Raw genomic sequence first — 19928 nt, forward strand, 5'->3', positions numbered from 1 at the left:
TTTGCCCAGTAACTGTAGGGCATAAATACAAAAGGACAACCGTGTGTCGCTGGTAAGAGAGATTTATCGCAATAACCGCTGGATCGTGCTGCCGGGTACTGCCCTGGTCATGGGCAGCGCCCTGGCGAATATCGCCACTATCAACTTCATCAACGAAAGCATTGCCAGCCACGGGCAATATTTCATGGATTATGGCCCGTGGTTAATACTGCTGTTGTGCACGTCGTTCGGTTTCGGCGTCGCTTCGCAGTGGATGATGACGGGATTGAGCTACCGCATTATTTACCAGCTGCGCGGCCGCCTGCTGACGCAGGTATTGCAGACCGAGCTGGAACACATCAACCAACTCGGCAAGGGCAAGATTTACGCGGCACTGACGAAAGACGTCTTGAGCCTGCAAGAAGGGTTCGTACTACTGCCGTTCTTTATGTACAGCATGACGCTGGTGCTTGGCGGCTTCGGCTACATGCTGTGGTTATCTTGGCACTTGGCATTGCTGTGCTTCCTCGCGTTGGCGCTGACGATCGCCGTCGGACGTGTGCTGACATTCCGTTTCCAACACCTGCTGCGCCAAGACCGGGAGCTCGAAGACAACCTGCTGCAACAATACGGACAGATACTCGACGGCCACAAAGAGTTGCTGTTGAACGAGCGCCGCGGCGATTGGGTGCGACGCTCGGTCATGGACGGCCCGGCGCAACGCTCGCGGGTGCTACGAACGCTGGCCGACCGTTATATGGTCGTGCATCTGCACATGATGACGGTGATCACGCTCGGTTTGATCGGCCTGGTATTTTGGGCGATTTATCACTGGCACTGGGGCGACGCCGCCCTCGGCGCCGCGTTTGCGTTGGTTTTATTGTTTATCCGTCAGCCGATCAATATGGCGATGAACCACCTACCGCATATCATCAGCGCCCGTATCTCCTTGCAAAAACTCGCGTCGCTCGGCTTGCCGGAACCGAATCAACAAGATTTTGCCGAGCCGCTTAGCACCCACTGGCAAGCGCTGACACTGCGCGGTGCGAGCTATCGATATCCCGGCAACGACGATTTCGCGCTCGGCCCGCTGGATCTGACGATACGACGCGGCGAGCTTATCTTTCTAGTCGGTCATAACGGCGCCGGTAAATCGACGCTAACGCGTCTGTTGATTGGGCTACTGGCACCCACTTCCGGCCGCGTCAACGTCGACGGTATCACGATCGACGACACTAGCCGCCGACAATACCGAGCGATGTTCTCAGCGGTGCTGACCGATTTCTTTTTGTTCGATCAAGTCATGGCGCAGGAAAGTGGGCCCGATAGCGATGCGCAAGCTCGGCGACTACTGGGTCGATTGCAGCTCGACGACACCGTATCGGTACAAAACGGAAAATTCAGCCAGACAGCGTTGTCCACCGGCCAACGCAAACGATTGGCGATGGTCGTTGCTTGTATGGAACAGCGTTCGGTCATGGTACTCGACGAGTGGGCCGCCGATCAGGATCCCTACTTCCGAAAAATTTTTTACGAGGCGATTTTGCCGGAGCTTAAAACGCAAGGCATGACAACCATCGTCGTTAGCCATGACGATCGTTATTTTCACGTGGCCGACCGAGTGCTGAAGTTGGAGCACGGTATATTGGTGGAATTGCCGCGGCTTGCGGTTGGAGCGGTGTCGTGATGTCGTTGCCGGAACAAAAACAACGTCTGCGCAAACAACTCTTGGCGGCGCGTGCCTTCATGGGCACCAATGCGCGCGCCGAAGCGGCGCGCATCATTCTCGAACTAATCGAACAAGACCCCGACTATCGACGAGCGCAAACGGTGCTCGCCTATTCCGGCTTCGGCACAGAAATTAATACACGGCCGTTTCTCGAACACACTCTGCAACTGGGTAAGACGCTAGTACTGCCGCGCGTCGACAAAGCGGAACGCGCACTGAAACTCTATCGCGTTGCTGATTTGGCGGCGCTCCAACCCGACCCCTGGGGCATCCTCGAGCCCACGCCCGTTTTGAACCTTTCCATCGGCATCGATGCCATCGATTGGGCACTGGTCCCCGGCCTCGGTTTCGATACGCAATGCAATCGCTTAGGTTATGGCGCGCGCTACTACGATGGCTTGTTCGGCAACGCCCAACGTCGCGGAGCGGCGTTACCAAAGCGCGTGAGCGGTGCTTTTGCCTGCCAGATCGTCGAACGAATCCCAATGGCCGAGTACGACTTGCCGGTCGACAGTATCGTCACCGAGCTAGCGCGTTATCACAGAGCGCGCTAAACAAGAAACATCCATGCCAATCTGCACGACCTCAAAACCGTGGTCGACAGCGATCTTGCGTCGTTAATTGACCCTCAGACGCACCGCCGTTTATATTGGCCGTGTTCGCTAACGCTTCTACCTCTCCATCCATAACCACCGCACAGACAACAGACGATGGGATACCGCCTCTCCAAAATTTATACCCGCACCGGCGACGACGGCAGTACCGGACTGGGCGACGGCGCGCGCGTATCGAAAGATCATGCGCGCGTCGAAGCGTACGGCACTGTCGATGAGCTCAACAGCGCCATCGGTGTCGTTCTGACCGAGACCTTACCGAAAGAAGTATGCGACTCGTTAACCGTCGTCCAGCACGAGCTTTTCGATCTCGGCGGCGAACTGTGCATTCCGGGGAGAACGGTAATTAATGAAGAACAGATTACGCGCATCGAACAAACGCTCGACGGATTGAACGACTCGCTGCCGCCGCTAAAAGAGTTCGTACTTCCTGGCGGCAACCGGGCGGCGGCGCTCACGCACTTGGCACGCACAATCTGCCGCCGCGCCGAGCGACGCGTCATGACCTTAGCGCGCGCCGAGGCGGTAAATCCGCTGGCGCTGCAATACCTCAATCGGCTATCGGACTTACTGTTTGTGATCGCGCGTTATTTAAATGCGGCCGCCAAAACGCCGGAGACGCTTTGGCGGCCGTTAAAGAAAGAAGACAGCTAGAACGGACGAAGGATACTAGCGGGTGAACAGGCCGACGAGATGCGCGCCGGTCATCAATAAGCCGATCGCCAACCAAAAAAGCAACACACGCCAAACGAGCGCGACCACGCCGCGAATATGGCTCGAATTCGGCACCACGCTCAAATTTACGATCCGCTCTTCGTACTCATCCACTTCGCTCAGAGCCTCGCAGTTCTGCATGTGCATCGCGCCGAAACCGGACGCCAATAGTGGGCCGCTATTGATATCGGACCAGATACCCATGCGTCGGCGCCAGCAATGCAACGCATCTTCGAAACTGCCCATGATGGCGTAGGACAACGCGGTAATACGTGCCGGTATCCATTGCAGCAAATCGTCTAGCCGCGCCGCCGCCCAACCGAATTCGACGAAACGTTCGTAGCGATGACCCCAAAGCTTGTCGAGGATGTGCGCTAAGCGCTGCGCTACCGCACCTGCCGGTCCGAACACGAGAAACCAAAAGAGCGGCGAAATTACGAGCGAGTTACCGTGCTTCAGTACCGACTCGACCGTCGCCTGCGCAATCCCCGCCTCCGATAAATCGGGCACCGTCTTGCCGGAAAGCCGCTTGTAATGCACCTCGGCTTCGCGATAGTCGTTGGCATCCAAAGCCTCGGCGACACCGCGCGCATCGTTGCCGAGGCGGAAAATGTCGAGGCAGAGGTAAAGGATAAGCACATCGAACAAGAAACCGAGAACGGCGCCCATCTGGCTCAGCACATAACGCGCGAGCACGACGGCGGCAAGAATCGGTAGAATCGCCAGCAACACGGCACCGATGCCATGAACCCGGCTGCCGCCGTTGAAACGTTGCTCGATAGACTCGGCCCAGTCGCGGTACCAGGCAAACGGCTTGAAGCCGTGCCGGTCCGGCAGGTACCGATCGAGTGCCACGGCCAGCAGAATGGCAAGTAATAGTTCACTCATAAGCTAAATAGCGTGGTCTTGTTGTGATTTATAACGAAACGATCGGCCAAATTTACCCATGCTGTGAGCGGACAGCAAGCTTCAGCCGTCGCACGACGCGCGGTAGCGCCGCCAATTGAAATGCGGACCGGGATCGGTTTTGCGACCGGGCGAAATATCGCTGTGGCCGTAAATGCGCGTCGGCGTGATAACCGGATACGCACGCCGTAGCGCCTGTGTGAGTTCAGTCAACGACCGATACTGCGCATCCTCGAACGGCATATCGTCGCTTCCCTCAAGTTCGACACCGATGGAAAAATCGTTCACGCGCGTGCGGCTTTCGCACTGCGATTGACCCGCGTGCCATGCACGCAGGTGCAACGGCACAAACTGCACGACGCTACCGTCCCGACATATCAGTAGATGCGCTGACACCTGCAAATCTTTGATCTGGGCGTAATAAGGATGCTCGGTGGGATCCAATCGGTTACAAAAGAGCTGCTCGATGCCCGGCCCGCCAAATTGGCTCGGCGGCAGGCTGATGGCATGAATGACCAGCACTTCGGGAATACAACCGTTCGGGCGAGCATCGCAGTTCGGCGAGGGCACGAAGCGCACGCCCTCAACCAAACCTGCGGTGATATCGATCTTCATAAGCGCGCCACCTCCCTATTTCGGAAGGTAGCATATTCACATTACAGTTACCGCGCCTTGACGGTTTTCGAAAGCAGCGGACCGCGATTAATGACTGAACTGCCCGTAGCGCGCTTGCCGTAACAGCGCCACAAACTGCTCGCCATTCACGCGGATCAACTCTTCGTGATCGCCGGCTTCGAAATAAATTTCCGGCTGGCCAACTAGGCTGTCATCGACCACGGTTTCGATCCCGTAGGCGGGTCCGAGCGGCGGAATCGCGCCACGCTCACAATCCTTGAACACCGGCGCTAAACCTTCCTCACCGACGAGGGCCAGCTCGCGCCGCAACTTGCGCGACAACCGCTTGAGGCTGACATGCCGACTACCCGGAATGACGGCCATGACATAACCGCCGCCATCCGCCAGCACCACGGCTTTGGCCATGCGATCGGCCGGAATATGGGTGCAGTCGGCGGTGTTACGGGTGCAAGTGGTGCGGGGGTGGGCAACAACAGCATAGGCAATACGATTTTGCTGCAGGCAATCGACAACGGTCTTGGCAATACTCATAGACTTTCTCCTCATGCCTGCCGTCGAACCTATCCCTCGAACCAGCACAGGTCAAGCCAACGAGCCCACTTCCCGACGAGAAGTCGTCGACCAATGCCCTTCATTTCTCAACCGGAACAGCAAGAATTAAACCGAGCAGCAGCGGTTGAACAAAAAGAAGCAGCCGACTAACAGGTACCAGGAAGAATGGCACTTACTTAACTCGACTATGTTACTAAACTGACCGACCCCGAACTTATTAGCAGGTCCCTTCCCCTTCAGGGGGGCGAGACGGAGTTGTCGCCGATGCATTTAACATGCATCGGCGCCGTCGAGCGGGCGCACTGGTTTTCGTGCGCCCTGGGCAGGAAACAGGATGGGGGTGGGTTGTGATCGTTACTGAAAAAAAACCCACCCCCACCCCGGCTGTTCCCGCCCAGTGCGCACGAAAATCTCGTGCGCCCGTTCGGCGGCGTGAGTGTCCACTGGACACTCACGAAAGCTCCGCCTCACCCCCCTGAGGAGGAGGGAGTGGCGGCTGATGCACTTCGGCTTTTGCTTAAGTTAAGTGCCATTCGTACCAGGAACTATCTACGAAAGGAGAACGCCATGGTGAACCTCACAACCCTTAACCTGGCGCAGGCTAAAGAAGCGACAGGGATGCTGCTAGATCAGCTTGGCTTACCCGCTTACCTATTCGAGGTAGAACCTTGCGAGGGAGCACACTGGCAGGTACGCGTCGATTGCGCCGCTGACGACGGCTGGCAATCGTTGACGATTCCAGTCGATGTGAAACGGCTGCTCGACAGTGCGACTAACCCGAGAGCGCGAGCACAAATGCTAGCCGATTGGGCTCGCACCCTCGGCGTTTACCGTCGACCGTCGCCGAACGTCAGTTAGTCGTTAGGCTTGCCGGCAGACGGACATAACCCTCAGCTCGACGGTCGTGGCAACGTCCGATTGATTTCTGCCTCTGCGGCCAACCAGTCGTCGATCGGATCACCACCCTGAAAACCGCGGGCAACCGCACGAAAATAGGCGGCCTCTTGGATCATTTTTTGCCGTGTTTCGGTAGCGATAGAGGTGACTGAGGACTCTAAATCCGGTCGAACACCCGGCGACAAACCGGCGGTCGGTCGAATTGTCGGCGCTGGCGCCGATTTACTGCGGTTATTGCCCTTCACTTTTGCCATACGTTAACTCCCTGTGGATAAAACTCCGATGCTTAATTTACACCAATAATTGTTCCGCGACGAAATCCCACGCTAACTTGCTCCGCGGCTCAACCCGCAAACTAACCCCCGGAAACACGGATTACGATGTAGCGATCAGCGCCTCAAAAAATGTGGTAGCGAATCCGTCTGGACCGATTCGATGTTACCGGTGTCGGATCCGGGTTAGGGTCATCGGCAAGACGAAAAGTGCTTCCTATTCCTTAAATAAGGCGCAACCGACGAGCGTAACGCCCATAAGTAATACTTTTACTAGACGCACCGCTTACCCTCCCCTAAATTGCGGTTTCTTTGTACGACATAAGAAATACAGCTTCTATGCGATTCATAACCAGACGTCCAAAAACGCTAGCGCCATCCCAAGCGATCCACTCAAGCAGATTTTTCTGGCGCAGCGCTCTCACCGGCATATTGCTAAACGCGGTCGCTTTATCTGTTGCACACGCGGAAGATTTATTGTCGCTATATCAAGCCGCACTCACCAGTGACCCACGCTTTCGTGCCGCCGAGGCTAATTACCAGGCGTTGCAGCAACGATTGCCGGAAGCACGTGCCGCGCTGTTGCCGCAGCTGGATGCGCGCGCATCCAGCAGTCGAAATTCGGAAGACACTACCACCGATCAAACCATCTTCACGCAGCCGGCTGGAAGCATCGGCTATCGCAGCGGCCAATACTCTCTGAATCTGACACAACCGTTACTCAACACGGCTGCACTCGCCGGCATACGCCAAGCCAACGCAGAAATCCGCCAGGCTGAGGCAGAGCACACAGCCGCCCGCCATGAATTGATGCTACGCCTGGCCGAGGCTTACCTACAGATACTGCTGGCACACGATACGTTGTCACTGGCCGCCGCGGAAAAAGAAACACTGACCAAAAGCCTAGATGCCGCGCGCGCCAAACATCAGGAGGGCGTTGCCAGCCTCACCGAGGTGGAAGATGCACGTGCACGGATGCAGGTCGCTATCGCTCAAGAGATAGAAACCGCCAACCAGTTGGAGGATCGACAGCAAGCGTTGCGGGAAATTATCGGGCGCATTCCCGACCGGCTTGCCTCGCTCGGCGACGACATTCCGCTACTCACGCCTGACCCACCGGAAGTCGACCGTTGGGCCGAAGCGGCGCTCACGCAGAATCTGACGGTACGTGCCGCTGCCGAAGCAGTAACCGTGGCACGCGAAGATATTGCCCGCAACGAAGCCGCTCACGCACCGACGATCGATATCGTCGGCAGCACCAGCCGCATCGACGACTCCGAATCGATCTCCGGTCCCGGCGTTCGCACCGATCGTAAATCTATCGGCCTGCAACTGAATCTGCCGCTATTCCAAGGCGGGATCGTCCTCGCCCGCACCCGTGAAGCCGAGTTCCGCCACGATGCTGCCCTGCAAGAGCTCGAAGCCCGTCGCCGCAACGCCGAACGCTCTGCCCGTACCGCCTTCCGCGAAGTTCGGGGCGCGCAAGCCCGGTCCGAAGCGCTGAAACAAGCCGTCGGTGCCGGCGAAACCGTCCTTAACGCCAAGACCGAAGGCCAGCGCGCCGGTCTGTATCACACGATCGATGTACTCGATGCCACACGCGATTTATACCGTGCCAAACGCGACTACGCGGAGGCGCGCTATGGCTACCTACTCGCTTTCCTGCGGTTGAAACAGAGCGCTGGCACACTCAATGAAGACGACTTAAGCGCGATCAATAAGTGGCTGCGATAACACACTAAGGACGCTCTAAATAATTCAATGTAGAGTGGGCAGCGCTGTTCTGCCCACGTGGTTTTCCGCATATCCGCGTGGGCAAGAATACGTTGCCCACCCTACACTTTCCTAACTGCTTCCCCTCGCGCCGCTGCATGAAGAGAAGGCCAGGCGAGGGCAATATCTACGCGTGCCAATACGCCGCTATCACGCTTTCCACTTCCTGCGGCCGCTGATCGATAGCCTGGTCCCAAGTGATACCACCATGGCTAGCGCTGAAGCTTGCCATCGCCTGGATGAGGCTCTCGACTTGGCTATCGGCAATCTGACGATTGTCGGCCGCCTTCAGCGTTTCCGTATGATAGGAATTGCCGAGATACCATGAATTGACAGTGAGGGTGTCGCTACCCCCGTGCAGACGCATTTGCAAGTTGTTGCCGTTATGAATGAAGACAATATCGAGCGGATTGACGCCAAAGAGAACCGCGTCTTGATTGCCGCTAGTAGCGTCGTTTTCGTTAACAACATCCTGGCCGTCACCCCGATTGAAGCGATACGTGTCGTTGCCGATGCCGCCAGCGAGCGTATCGTTGCCGGCACCACCACCGAGGATGTCATTGCCGCCTTCGCCGGTGAGATCGTCATCGGCGATACCGCCCTGGATGGTGTCGTTGCCTTGACTACCGTAAATTAACGCGCCGTCGTTCCCCGCTTCGATGCCTTGAATGTTCTTAAGCGTGGTGTTGCGCAGATCGAGAACACTCCAATAGACGTCGCTGGAAATAAGATTGGTCCCACCCCTGCCATCGATAAGCTCGACGGTGTTGTCGTTCTGGTAGTCGTAAAGACGAATGCGATCATCGCCTTCGCTGCCAAGGATACGGTCGAAACCTAGACCGCCGTTGACCTGATCGGCGTTGGCGTTGTTGCCGACGATCAAGAAAGTGTCGTCGCCGGCTTCGCCGTTGAGCGACTCGCCGTTCACGCCGCCTTCGATTAAGTCATTACCCGCACCGCCGTACGCATCGCCACCGTCGTTGGGCATGAGGATATGGTCAACGTTGGCGGTGCCGACAACGACAGCCCAATACGAGCCGCCATTGATGCGGTTGGCGATGTTCAGAGTGAGTGGAGTGCTGGCAGTCAAGCCGCCGGTATCGGTAGCGGTCACCTGCAGCGCCAGGGTACCGATTTGCGAAGCCGTGGGATTGCCGCTGAAAGTGCGCGTCGCCGGATTGAAACTGAGCCAGGCCGGTAGCGCGCTGCCGTTAGCCAATTTCGCACTGTAGGCCAGCGTGTCACCGACGTCCGTGAAAGTGGCAGCGGACACGGTATAGGTCAACGCCGCACCGGCATCCGCGAATTGATCGGACAACGGCGCACTGACAACCGGAGCCGTGTTGGGACCGCCCGACGGCACGTCGGCGATGGTTAACGCAAAGACATCATTGACGCTCGCGCCGGCGCTATCGGTGGCGGTGACACGAATGTCATACGTCCCAGAATCGGCGCTTCCCGGCGTACCGGAGAAGGTGCGAGTCGTCGCATTGAAGCTGAGCCATGAGGGTAACGATGAACCGTTACTGCGAGTGGCGCTGTAGGTCAACACGTCACCAACGTCCACATCGCTGAAGGTGTTGGCCGGAACGACGTAGCTGAAGGCGCTACCTTCGGCGCCGGCTTTGTCGGGGATCGCGTTCGACAGTACCGGTGCGTCGTTAACGTTCGTTACGTTCAGCGTGAAGACATCGGAAACAGTAGCGCCGGCGGTGTCAGTGGCCGTGACTCGAACATCGACGGCGCCGACATTGCCATTGGCCGGCGTCCCACTGAAGATCCGCGTCGTACTATTAAAGCTGAGCCATGTGGGCAACGCCGAGCCGTCGGCGCGGATTGCGCTGTAAGTCAACGTGTCGCCTGGATCCGAGAATGTGTTGGCCGGAACCACGAAGCTGAAACTCGCGTCTTCGGGGGCAACCTGGTCGGAAATAGCATTCGCCAAGGTCGGCGATGGATTGCTGACCGGGACATCGGCGATGGTGAGCACGAAGATGTCATTGACGTTGGCACCCGCGCTATCAGTCGCCGTTACGCGAATGCTATAAGCGCCAGCGTCGTTGCTCCCGGGCGTACCCGAGAATGTGCGGGTCGTCCCATTGAAGCTGAGCCACGATGGCAACGCGCTACCGTCGCTGCGATTAGCGCTGTAACTCAACGTATCACCCACATCGACATCAGCAAAAGTGGTAGAGGGAACCGTATAGGTAAATACGCTGCCCTCGCTACCGGTGCCATCGGGGATGGCGTTTGCTAGCGTTGGGGCGTCATTGGTATTAGTGACGTTGAGCGTGAAGATGTCGGTCGCTGCAGCCCCACTCGGGTCGGTGGCCGTAACACGCACATCCATACTACCGACGTTGCTGTTGCCGGGGGTTCCACTAAATGTACGTGTGGCGGTATTGAAGCTGAGCCATGACGGTAACGCGCTACCGTCGCTGCGGCTGGCAGTGTAAGTCAATGTATTGCCGACATCGACATCGGCAAAGCTGTTGCTCGGCATCTGGAAGCTGAACGCTGCGTCTTCGCTCGCGGTTTGATCCAGGATGGGATTCGCTACCGTTGGCGCGTCGTTGACGTTGGCTACGGTGATGGCGAACACGTCCGACACCGTTAGTCCACCCGTGTCGGTGGCGGTAACGCGCACGTTCGTGCTGCCGACGTTGCCGTTTAATGGCGTGCCGCTGAAAGTACCCGTCGTCGAATTGAAGCTGAGCCAACTCGGCAGTGGGCTGCCGTCCGTCAATGTGGCACTGTAGGCCAGCGTGTCGTTCGGGTCTGCGAAGGTGTTGACTGGAACTTGGAACGAGAAGGCGTTGTCTTCCGTGGCCGCCTGATCGGCGATAGCGTTAGTCAAGACCGGCGCCGTATTCGGCGGCGCACCACCGATGCGCGCTTCCATCTGGGCGGCAGTCAAGTTGCTACCGTCGACGAAAGTGAACAACTCGATCCGACTGCCCGTAAACCAGTTCGACACAGTGATTCGGTCGGAAGCGTTGAGCGCGACAACCAAATCATCGACCGCACGCGACACCGTCAAATCGCTCGCGACAACGCCGTTACCAAAGCGAACCGAATCGTTACCGGCGCTGTCGATGACAACGTCTTGCCCGGAACCGAGGTTGACGAGGTAAATGTCGTCGCCGCCGAGACCGGTAAGCGTGTTGTTACCGCTGTTACCGGTAAGCGTGTTGTTCAATGTGTTGCCGGTCGCGTTAAGGTTGGCAGCCGTGCTCAACGTCAGATTTTCGACGTTGGCGCCGAGCGTGTAAGTAATAGCGCTAACGACCGTATCGGTACCCTCATTCGCCAATTCGGTGACGATATCGCCGGTGCTATCGACGATATAGGTGTCATCGCCCGTGCCGCCCTTCAAGGTATCGCTGCCCGTTTTACCATCGAGCGTATCGTTACCGGCGTTACCGGTGAGTGTGTTGTTGGCAGTATTGCCGGTCAAAATGTTATCGAGTGCATTGCCGGTGCCGTTGACGGCAGTAGCACCGGTGAGGGTTAGGTTTTCGAGGTTGGTCCCGAGCGTATAGGTGATGGAACTTTGGACAGTATCGATGCCTTCGTTTGCATTTTCGGTGACGATGTCGCCGGTGCTGGTGACGACATAGGTATCGTTGCCGGTACCGCCAGTCATAGTGTCGGACCCGTTGCCGCCATCGAGGGTGTCGTTTCCAGCGTTGCCGGTGAGTGTGTTGTTGGCGCTATTGCCGGTCAGAATGTTGTCGAGCGCATTGCCAGTGCCGTTGATGGCAGTGCTACCGGTTAACGTAAGATTCTCAACGTCGTTGGTGAGCGTGTACGTAACCGAGCTATTAACCTTGTCGGTGCCCTCACCAGCATTTTCGGTAACGATGTCGCTGGTGCTGTCGACGGTATAGGTATCGTTGCCGATTCCGCCGATCATCGTATCGTTACCAGTGCCACCATTGAGCGAATCGTCGCCGCCCATTCCATACAGCGTGTCGTTGCCCGAGCTGCCGCTAAGACTGTTATTTGCCGAGTTACCGGTAATGACGTTGGCGAGGGTGTTGCCGGTGCCGTTGATGGCGTTCGTGCCGGTCAACGTGAGGTTCTCGACGTTGGTCGTGAGCGTGTAGGTGACACTGGCTTGCACCGTATCGGTCCCGCCGCTCGAACCTTCAGTGACGATGTCACCGGCGTCGTCGACGATGTAAGTATCGTTGCCGCTGCCGCCGGTCATACTGTCCACACCGGTGCCGCCGTCTAAGAGATCGTCGCCGGCATTGCCGGTTAGCGTGTCGTTGCCCGCCAGCCCCCGCAGTTCGTCATTCCCGGAAGTGCCGGTCAATGCATCATCGCCACTGGTGCCGAGGATGGGGCCGCTCGGAACGTCGGCGATAGTAACGACAAAGATGTCGGAAACACTCGCGCTTGCCGTGTCGGTAGCAGTGACTCGGAGACTGTACGTACCGGCATCGGCACTGCCTGGAGTACCGGAGAAGGTACGAGTCGCACTGTTGAATGCGAGCCAAGACGGAAGCGCCGAACCATCACTTCGGCTAGCGCTGAACGTTAACGTATCGCCGATGTCAACGTCGCTGAATGAATTGACTGGAACGGTATAAGTGAACGAAGTCCCTTCCTGACCGATCTGATCCGCAACGGGGTTAGTCAATGTAGGCGCATCGTTGACATTGTTCACCGTCAGGTGAAATACATCTGCGACTGAAGCACCACCGCTATCGGTAGCAACAACCCGGATATCGAACGAACCAACATTACTGTTGCCAGGCGTTCCGCTAAACGTCCGCGTCGCCGCATTAAATATAAGCCAGACAGGAAGCACACTACCGTCGCTGAGAGTTGCAGCAAAAGTCAGCGTGTCACCTATATCGATATCGCCAAAAGTATTGATTGGCACCTGATAGGTAAATGTGCTGTCTTCGGTTGCCGTTTGATCCGAAATTGAATTGACAACAGTAGGAGCGTCATTGGTGTTGTTGACGTTGAGTACAAAAACATCCGAGACGGAAAGACCGCCGATGTCGGTAGCGGTCACTCGTACGTCAAACGTACCAACATTGCCATTGGCCGGCGTACCACTGAAAGTGCGAGTCGTGGCGTTAAAGTTGAGCCATGCTGGCAATGCGGTGCCATCTGGGCGACTTGCGCTGTAGGTAAGGTTTCCGCCTTCTGGATCAGCAAAAGAACCCGCGGGAACTGTATACGTGAACGTCGCGTCTTCGGCCGCTACTTGGTCGATTAAAAATGCGGCGACCGTTGGTGGATTATTGATCGGGGCTTGCCCGATAAGCGCCTGCATTTCGGCATCGGTGAGAACCGTCCCATCGGCGAAAGAGAAACGTTCGATCCGATTGCCCACGAACCAGTCAGCGATTCTGAACGTACTCGACATTCCATAGTCAATCCGCAGATTATTCCCATCCTGATTAACAGATAAGTTGTTAGTAGAGATTCCATTGCCAAAACTGATTCGATCGAATCCACTAATATCCGTTACTAAATCGGTCCCATCACCAGTACGAAATCCGTAGACATCGTCCCCCACCCCTCCCTCCAACGTATCGTCACCGGCACCTCCAACTAATGTGTCATTTCCGGCCCCGCCGTATAGAACATCTGCTGCTGCATCGCCGTAAAGTAAATCATCGCCACCTTGACCTTGCACCGTATCACTGCCATCGCCGCCCGCGAGGATGCTCGCATTATCAGTACCGACGAGGCTGTCGTTTCCTGAGGTGCCAACTCTTAAATCCCCCATGCTGATGGTTAATTCGTTACCGAAACTGATTTGTCTCAGGCGATCTCTCGTAGTGGCCCACGACTCGAACCACGCCTGAACGATAAGCTGATCACCAGAACCGAGCGAGATACCTAGGTCATCAGGCGCGGTACCGTCGAAACTCGCCAACACAAACTCCACGTCCCAAGGCGAGACATTTCCCGTCAAACGCAATTGGTCTTCATTGTTACGGTAGTCGGTGTAAATCAGATCGTTCCCGTACCCTCGGCCATATAAATAGGTATCAGCACCCGCACCGCCAGCTAACTGATCACTGCCAGTTCCTCCATCAAGGATATCGTCGCCACCCGACCCCGCTAGATAGTCGTCACCATCTTCGCCATACAAAACGTCATTTCCAAACGAACCCGAGACCCACTCTGGCACGTCTCCCGACAGCGAATCGTTTCCGCTTCCGCCACGTAACACGTCATCGCCTGCACCTCCGTTCAAACTATCGACACCGTTGCCACCATTAAGCGTGTCGTTCCCCTCTAATCCCCAAATCGAGTCGTTTCCATCGAGTCCCGACAAACTATCGGAAAATGCACCGCCCATTAAATAGTCACTAGCTGCAGTGCCCGCTGTTCTGAATAGCGAATTACCGTCTTGAAACAAATAGTCCTCTACCCGACGGTTAAGAGCGCTGAAAAAATCTACAACCGTCAATAAATCCGACGTGCCAAGAAGCGAGAGAACGAGATTGTTGCCGTTAGCAGTTACATCGACCTGAGAAACTGTTATTGACGCTCCGAAGACAACTCGATCCCTATCCGTATCGGTACCAAACTCTCGTATTTCATCTCGGCCAGATCCCACATCAAAAACATAAGTGTCGTTACCATAACCTCCATACAGGAAATCGTTACCGGTCCCACCGTCTAACGTATCGTTTCCACCTTCGCCATATATATTGTCCCTCCCGGCTCCGCCGGTTAAAACGTCATTGCCGCCAGTAGAACCGAGCCAACCATCTTCGCCGACAAGCATGTCGTCTCCGTCACCACCGTCGATAACATCATCTCCATTAAATCCGAAAATTTGATCGCTGCCTCCGCCTCCCGAAAGAGCATCGTTACCGTCGGTACCTAAAATAAGATCATTACCAGCGGTGGAGGCAAATAACCGTGAACCGTCGGAGAATATAAAGTTGCCTAAGTGAGATTGACCGGCAACGGAAAAGTCGCGGAGTGTCAAACTTTCACTGGTTCCACTAATTGCCAGAACTAGATCCGATCCACTAAACGACACCGCAATATTGGCGGCAGTTAGATCTGCATCGAATACCACTCGACTTAACGAAGATGTGCCAGCAATTACATCCTGTCCATCACCGCGACCAAACAGGTAGGTGTCCGCGCCTAAACCACCGGATAACGTATCGTTGCCGGCTCCGCCGTCTAAGACATCACTCTCATTTCCACCATACAGAATGTCACTACCTTCGCCACCGCGAAGAACATTGTTACCCGCTTGTCCTTTCAATAGATCGTTACCAGCACCCCCTTCTAGGACATCATCACCCGCACCACCTTCGATAATATCGTCACCACCTTGGCCATACAGAACATCGCCGCCATCTTCTCCGAGGGCTACGTACCCATACAACACGTCGTTCTGATTGCTGCCGTAAATCGTGTCGCCACCAACGGTGCCGATAAGATTCATTGCTGGAGCATAGGTCATTAACTGTTGTTGGTTAAGCGCTTCACCATCGATAGTGAATGTCTGATTCGCAGACAGGAAACCACCCTGAATGGAAATACTATCGGTGCCACTAGTGAGCGTTAGGTATTGCCAGCCGTCTGCACCCTGCGCTTGGCCGATTTGGAATTGGCTGATGCCATAACCATCGATCTCGATCGCACCAGCCCCTGTGCCGAACATGACGGTATCGACTCCATCGCCAACGTGATAAACGACAATGTCATCTTGATCACGCCAGAGGGTGTCGTTGCCTTGGCCGCCTTCCAAAATATCGCGGCCGGCACCACCGACGAGGGTGTCGTTACCCCCACCACCCTGCAACAGATCGTCGCCGTCCATGCCGTACAAAATATCGTTGCCATCGCCACCCGATAGATTGTCGTTGCCGGCTTCGGCGACGAGCTGATCATTACCACTGCCGCCGTCTAATAAGTCATTGCCGCCGAAACCGCGGAGATAATCGTCACCCGCTTCACCATACAGACTGTCGTTGCCCTGCTGATCAGCAGCAAGATCGCTGGCATCGCCGAAGAGATTGTCGTTGTCGGCGCCACCGTAAAGGATGTCGTTGCCCTGACCGCCGACGAGTTCATCGGCACCGGCGTCGCCATTCAGAAGGTCATCGTTGCCTTGACCATAGAGGCTATCGTCGCCACTTCCGCCGTAAAGAATGTCTCTACCGTGACGATCGAGCGTTAAGTTGGGATTACTGAAATCGCCTTCGATGATGTCATTGCCGGCGCCACCGAAGATTAGGTCGTCACCCTCTTCGCCATAAAGCGCATCGTTGTCGGTCTCCCCGACATTTAGCGTATCGGGGCCACCAATAATAATGTCGTTCCCCAAAGAGCCGGCGATAAAATCATTACCGGTACCACCTAATAAGGTGTCATTGCCTTCATCGCCCAAGAGATAGTCGTTACCGATTTCTCCATCGAGCAGGTCGTCGCCCAGATAGCCCCAAAGAACGTCGTCCCCGTTGCCACCAAAGAGGCTATCGCCCTGAGTATCGATCGAGGCAAGATCGTAGGAAACGTATTCGACATAACGTACGGCATTGGGATTGGTGACGTTCGGACCGTCGAAGGTAAAATTGCGATTAACCTCAATCCGGCCACTCGATTGGCCTAATAGAAATGCCACACTCCATTCCCAGTTTTGATAAGCGGCACGCCAGAGATCTTGCGTGACGGCCGAAGGACCGACGCCACCGACACCGTCAGGATCGTAATAAGGAACGGCTTCGGCCGCTCCGCTTGAGGCATAGACGACGAGGAAGTCGTTGCCATCTCCGCCTTTAAGAATGTCGTGGCCGGGGCCACCGGCTAAAAAGTCATTGCCGTCGCCGCCTTCTAACCAGTCATTGCCCTCGTTGCCGTTGAGCCAGTCGTTGCCGGTGCCGCCGATGATGCCGGGGCTGCCTTGGTTGTCGGTGGCGCCACCGCGCACGAGATCATTGCCGGCGGCAGCGGTGAGGATGCCGTCGCCACTGATGAGATCGGCGTCGTCGGTGCCGTTCGTGGTTGTACTGACGCGGTTTTGGACAAGGTCGGTGAGACGGAGACCAAGCTGTCCGGGCTGGTAATTATTAATGGTCAGGATGGTGGTGCCGTCGGCAACGACGGTAAGGACAGTGCCGGTTAAGGTGTAGGTAAAGTGGCCATCGTCGCTTTGGTAGCTGCCGGATTGGCCTTGGGGGCGATAGCCACCGGCAAGGGTGGAGTAATGGTTGGTGGCGTCAATGTAAATGATACGGCCGATGCCATCGGAATCGACAAGAGTGTCATGGCCGTCGCCGACTTTGTAGAAATAGGTGTCATTGCCATTGCCACCGTCGATATAGTCGTTACCTTGTTGGCCGTTTAGGGCGTCACTACCGGTACCGCCGTAGATAACATCGTCGCCGGCTTGGCCATAGATATAGTCTTCTCCGGATTCGCCGAAGATGAGGTCGTTCAGCGCAGTGCCGATAAGGCCGTAGTCGTCATCGGTCTTGCCGTAATAAATCGTGGTTTGGTCTTCGCCGACGAGAATGTCGCCGGTCAGTCCGATATTCACACCGAGCTGCGTAATATACGTGTCGCGCAAGTAGTTGCGGGCGCCGTCGAGTTTAATCGTGATGGGATCACTACCGGTAGTAATTGGGCTATACCGCTGCTCGTAATCCAGGATGGTCTGGCGATGACGGGTGTACATGCGATACGCCGCTTTGGCGTCCGTGTCGGTAGCGGCGATTACGCCTTCGTTGTGCAAACCAAATTGGTCGGATTCACGGTAGCGGCGGTTAGCGATACCGGACGATTGGCTATTACCGCCATTGCTGTCATATCGAATCTCGAACCATGCCTCCGCACGGTCACCATTCGATAGTGCGAGCGTGAGTCGTTGGCCAATAAGCGCTGGTGAGTTGTACGCCATCGAAGCTAACGCGACCATCTCCTCGGTATCCTGAAGAGATACAAATAATGCGTTTCCGGCCACAATGCCTAAAAAACTGTTGAAACGATCACGAACTGCATTGAGAGCGCGATTGAGTTCTAAGTCAAAAAGTGTGCGGCCTTCCTGCTGAGAAATAGTACGAATGTCGCCGGCACCGATTTGATCACCGAGACCATCAGACAAATTCCGCGCTTGCTGCGTATTGCCAGCGTTGAGCGCCGTCACAATATCGTTAAGCGTCGTTTGCTGACCCGCCGTTATCGTTATGCCGATAGCGTTGAAGTCTGAGGCTAAGGTCCCCTTAAGTGCCCAGGTGCCTTGTGCATTCTTAATGGCCAGCGCGTAACCAAAACCAATCGTCGGTACACCGACGAGATCGCCGTAGACACCCGGCTCGAAACCTTCTCCTCTCCATATGAACTGAAACGCAGTTTCATTAAAATTTGTAGATGGTCTTTGTATAAGTGCCATATTTATTCTCCCCTTTTTCTATCTAATTGAACGCACCAATACTGAGCCGAGTTATTTCCTGCGAAGGACGCCCAGCGAACATAAACGATCTTTCCTTTCCTTACCCAACTCTGACTTATCTTTGCAGATTGATACCTCAACTTTGCTAGGCTTGGGTTCAAGTATCAGAAAAGACGCATCGCCTCTGAGCCTACATACTTGGTTACGAGCCAATTCGAGGTAGTAAGTACCAGGTTCCACTTTCAGTACGCTGTACGACACATTTAAGCAATTACCCCACGTGAGAGTATCGTTTTCAATAACAAGATCTCCGAGTCCCCAATAATTTTCTGATTCAGGTTCCCACGTACCCTCAAAGCTATTCGACGATATATCTTTCGAGATCTCAGAAGCGCATGCAGATAAACTTAAGGCAAACAAAAAGTGCATTAGAAACAAGACAAGGGTATTGGCAACAGAGCAATAGCGAAGCGTTCGGAGGGAAATTCTTTCCTCGTTTGTGTTCGGCTGATTATTGCGTGTCATTGTTTTCCTTCCGATATCGAAATTTTCGAGACTGCACACGGGACCAAGGGGTCAGAAAGTGGTAATCCAATTAGTGTGCAAGCCGGTTAGCATAAAATCCCCTTAATAATTTTTTATGTTCTACTCAATATCTTTTCATTGAGGCACGAATTGCCGGGCGGCTTAGGTAACAGATATCTCTCATCTGAGACTGGTCTGCCGAAGAAACACGCCCTTTCTTGTATTGGGCGACAACTATCAATTGCGGGTCCAACTTAACGTCCGAAGACTCCGATAAGAGCACATAATATTCACCCTTCAATGAAAATGGGTGTATCGAGGTGTATGACGTCAAGGCGGGAAAATATTGCTTATTCGCCTGCATCCAGCCTTCATGAGGTAAAGGCGGCAATAATTGCAACTCATACGAATGTTGAATCCGGACAGTACCGATACTGTGCTCTTCCAATTCGGAGAATTGTTGAAGAGATCTTAATGAAACATCGCCTGAAAATATAAATAGCGAATCGACGTCGACAGACGTAATGCTTCCATGCCACCGGACTACCGTTTCATTGCGTCCGTCGTTATTTATATCAAACGTTGCATATTCAGCCCCGTAGTTAAAGGTACTGTCTTCCGGTCTTCCGTAATGCATCCATTCCACTGCATCAACGTCATTCTTTTTGCCGTTTAAGACATCTAACATGTAGCGGCAAACCTTTTTGTCATTGTTGATCACTAACGCATATTTTTTTTCGCCTGGTTTGAAATGCAAATCAGACAAAACTTCTTGGTCCGCACTAGCGTAGCTCCCTGAGAAGTGGCCCCGTTCGTTAAGACACTTTTCCACCAACGATAAAGTGATAGCTCTGTCGACTATGCTGCCTGGGACGACGGCAACCAATTCAAGTACACGGTATCCGGCGTCTGCCCGTCAAGCGACGAGTGCGGCCGGC

General features: G+C 55.1%; 11 protein-coding genes. 5 read left to right on the plus strand and 6 right to left on the minus strand.

The window, feature by feature from the left end; genetic code table 11:
- The first annotated feature begins 43 nt into the window (after window positions 1–43).
- From HY308_01070 to HY308_01080, 3 genes are all read left to right on the plus strand, one after another.
- On the plus strand, window positions 44–1666 hold the full coding sequence (locus HY308_01070; protein MBI3896868.1) for a cyclic peptide export ABC transporter: 1623 nt from the start codon (window positions 44–46) through the stop codon (window positions 1664–1666).
- On the plus strand, window positions 1663–2262 hold the full coding sequence (locus tag HY308_01075; GenBank protein MBI3896869.1) for a 5-formyltetrahydrofolate cyclo-ligase: 600 nt from the start codon (window positions 1663–1665) through the stop codon (window positions 2260–2262). The genes HY308_01070 and HY308_01075 overlap by 4 nt, the downstream gene beginning before the upstream one ends.
- A gap of 156 nt (window positions 2263–2418) precedes the next feature.
- The gene (locus tag HY308_01080) at window positions 2419–2976 is read left to right on the plus strand and encodes a cob(I)yrinic acid a,c-diamide adenosyltransferase (protein MBI3896870.1); all 558 of its coding nucleotides are present in this window, start codon (window positions 2419–2421) and stop codon (window positions 2974–2976) included.
- A 15-nt stretch (window positions 2977–2991) separates the two neighbouring features.
- Here the strand turns inward: HY308_01080 and ampE are convergent, their stop codons facing one another.
- From ampE to HY308_01095, 3 genes are all read right to left on the minus strand, one after another.
- Window positions 2992–3924, minus strand: coding sequence for a regulatory signaling modulator protein AmpE (gene ampE, locus HY308_01085; protein ID MBI3896871.1), 933 nt, complete (start codon window positions 3922–3924; stop codon window positions 2992–2994).
- A gap of 81 nt (window positions 3925–4005) precedes the next feature.
- Window positions 4006–4557 carry a 1,6-anhydro-N-acetylmuramyl-L-alanine amidase AmpD gene (ampD, locus tag HY308_01090; GenBank protein MBI3896872.1) on the minus strand — a complete coding sequence of 184 codons (552 nt, stop codon included), beginning with the start codon at window positions 4555–4557 and terminating at the stop codon, window positions 4006–4008.
- 87 nt (window positions 4558–4644) lie between these two features.
- Window positions 4645–5109 carry a YbaK/EbsC family protein gene (locus HY308_01095; GenBank protein MBI3896873.1) on the minus strand — a complete coding sequence of 155 codons (465 nt, stop codon included), beginning with the start codon at window positions 5107–5109 and terminating at the stop codon, window positions 4645–4647.
- A 588-nt stretch (window positions 5110–5697) separates the two neighbouring features.
- Between HY308_01095 and HY308_01100 the strand changes: the two genes are divergently transcribed.
- Entirely contained in the window at window positions 5698–5988 is a 291-nt protein-coding gene (locus HY308_01100) for a hypothetical protein (protein MBI3896874.1), read from the plus strand.
- 32 nt (window positions 5989–6020) lie between these two features.
- Here the strand turns inward: HY308_01100 and HY308_01105 are convergent, their stop codons facing one another.
- Window positions 6021–6281: a DUF2934 domain-containing protein gene (locus HY308_01105; protein ID MBI3896875.1), complete on the minus strand. Its 261-nt coding sequence runs from the start codon at window positions 6279–6281 to the stop codon at window positions 6021–6023.
- A gap of 495 nt (window positions 6282–6776) precedes the next feature.
- Here HY308_01105 and HY308_01110 point away from each other — a divergent pair, with 495 nt between their 5' ends.
- Window positions 6777–8033: a TolC family outer membrane protein gene (locus HY308_01110; protein MBI3896876.1), complete on the plus strand. Its 1257-nt coding sequence runs from the start codon at window positions 6777–6779 to the stop codon at window positions 8031–8033.
- A gap of 166 nt (window positions 8034–8199) precedes the next feature.
- Here the strand turns inward: HY308_01110 and HY308_01115 are convergent, their stop codons facing one another.
- Both HY308_01115 and HY308_01120 read right to left on the minus strand, forming a co-directional pair.
- Entirely contained in the window at window positions 8200–18465 is a 10266-nt protein-coding gene (locus HY308_01115; protein ID MBI3896877.1) for a putative Ig domain-containing protein, read from the minus strand.
- Between the two features lie 649 nt (window positions 18466–19114).
- The gene (locus HY308_01120) at window positions 19115–19756 is read right to left on the minus strand and encodes a hypothetical protein (GenBank protein MBI3896878.1); all 642 of its coding nucleotides are present in this window, start codon (window positions 19754–19756) and stop codon (window positions 19115–19117) included.
- Window positions 19757–19928 lie beyond the last annotated feature (172 nt).

The organism is Gammaproteobacteria bacterium (assembly GCA_016199745.1).
In the GTDB taxonomy this organism is placed as follows: Bacteria; Pseudomonadota; Gammaproteobacteria; order Acidiferrobacterales; family Sulfurifustaceae; genus JACQFZ01.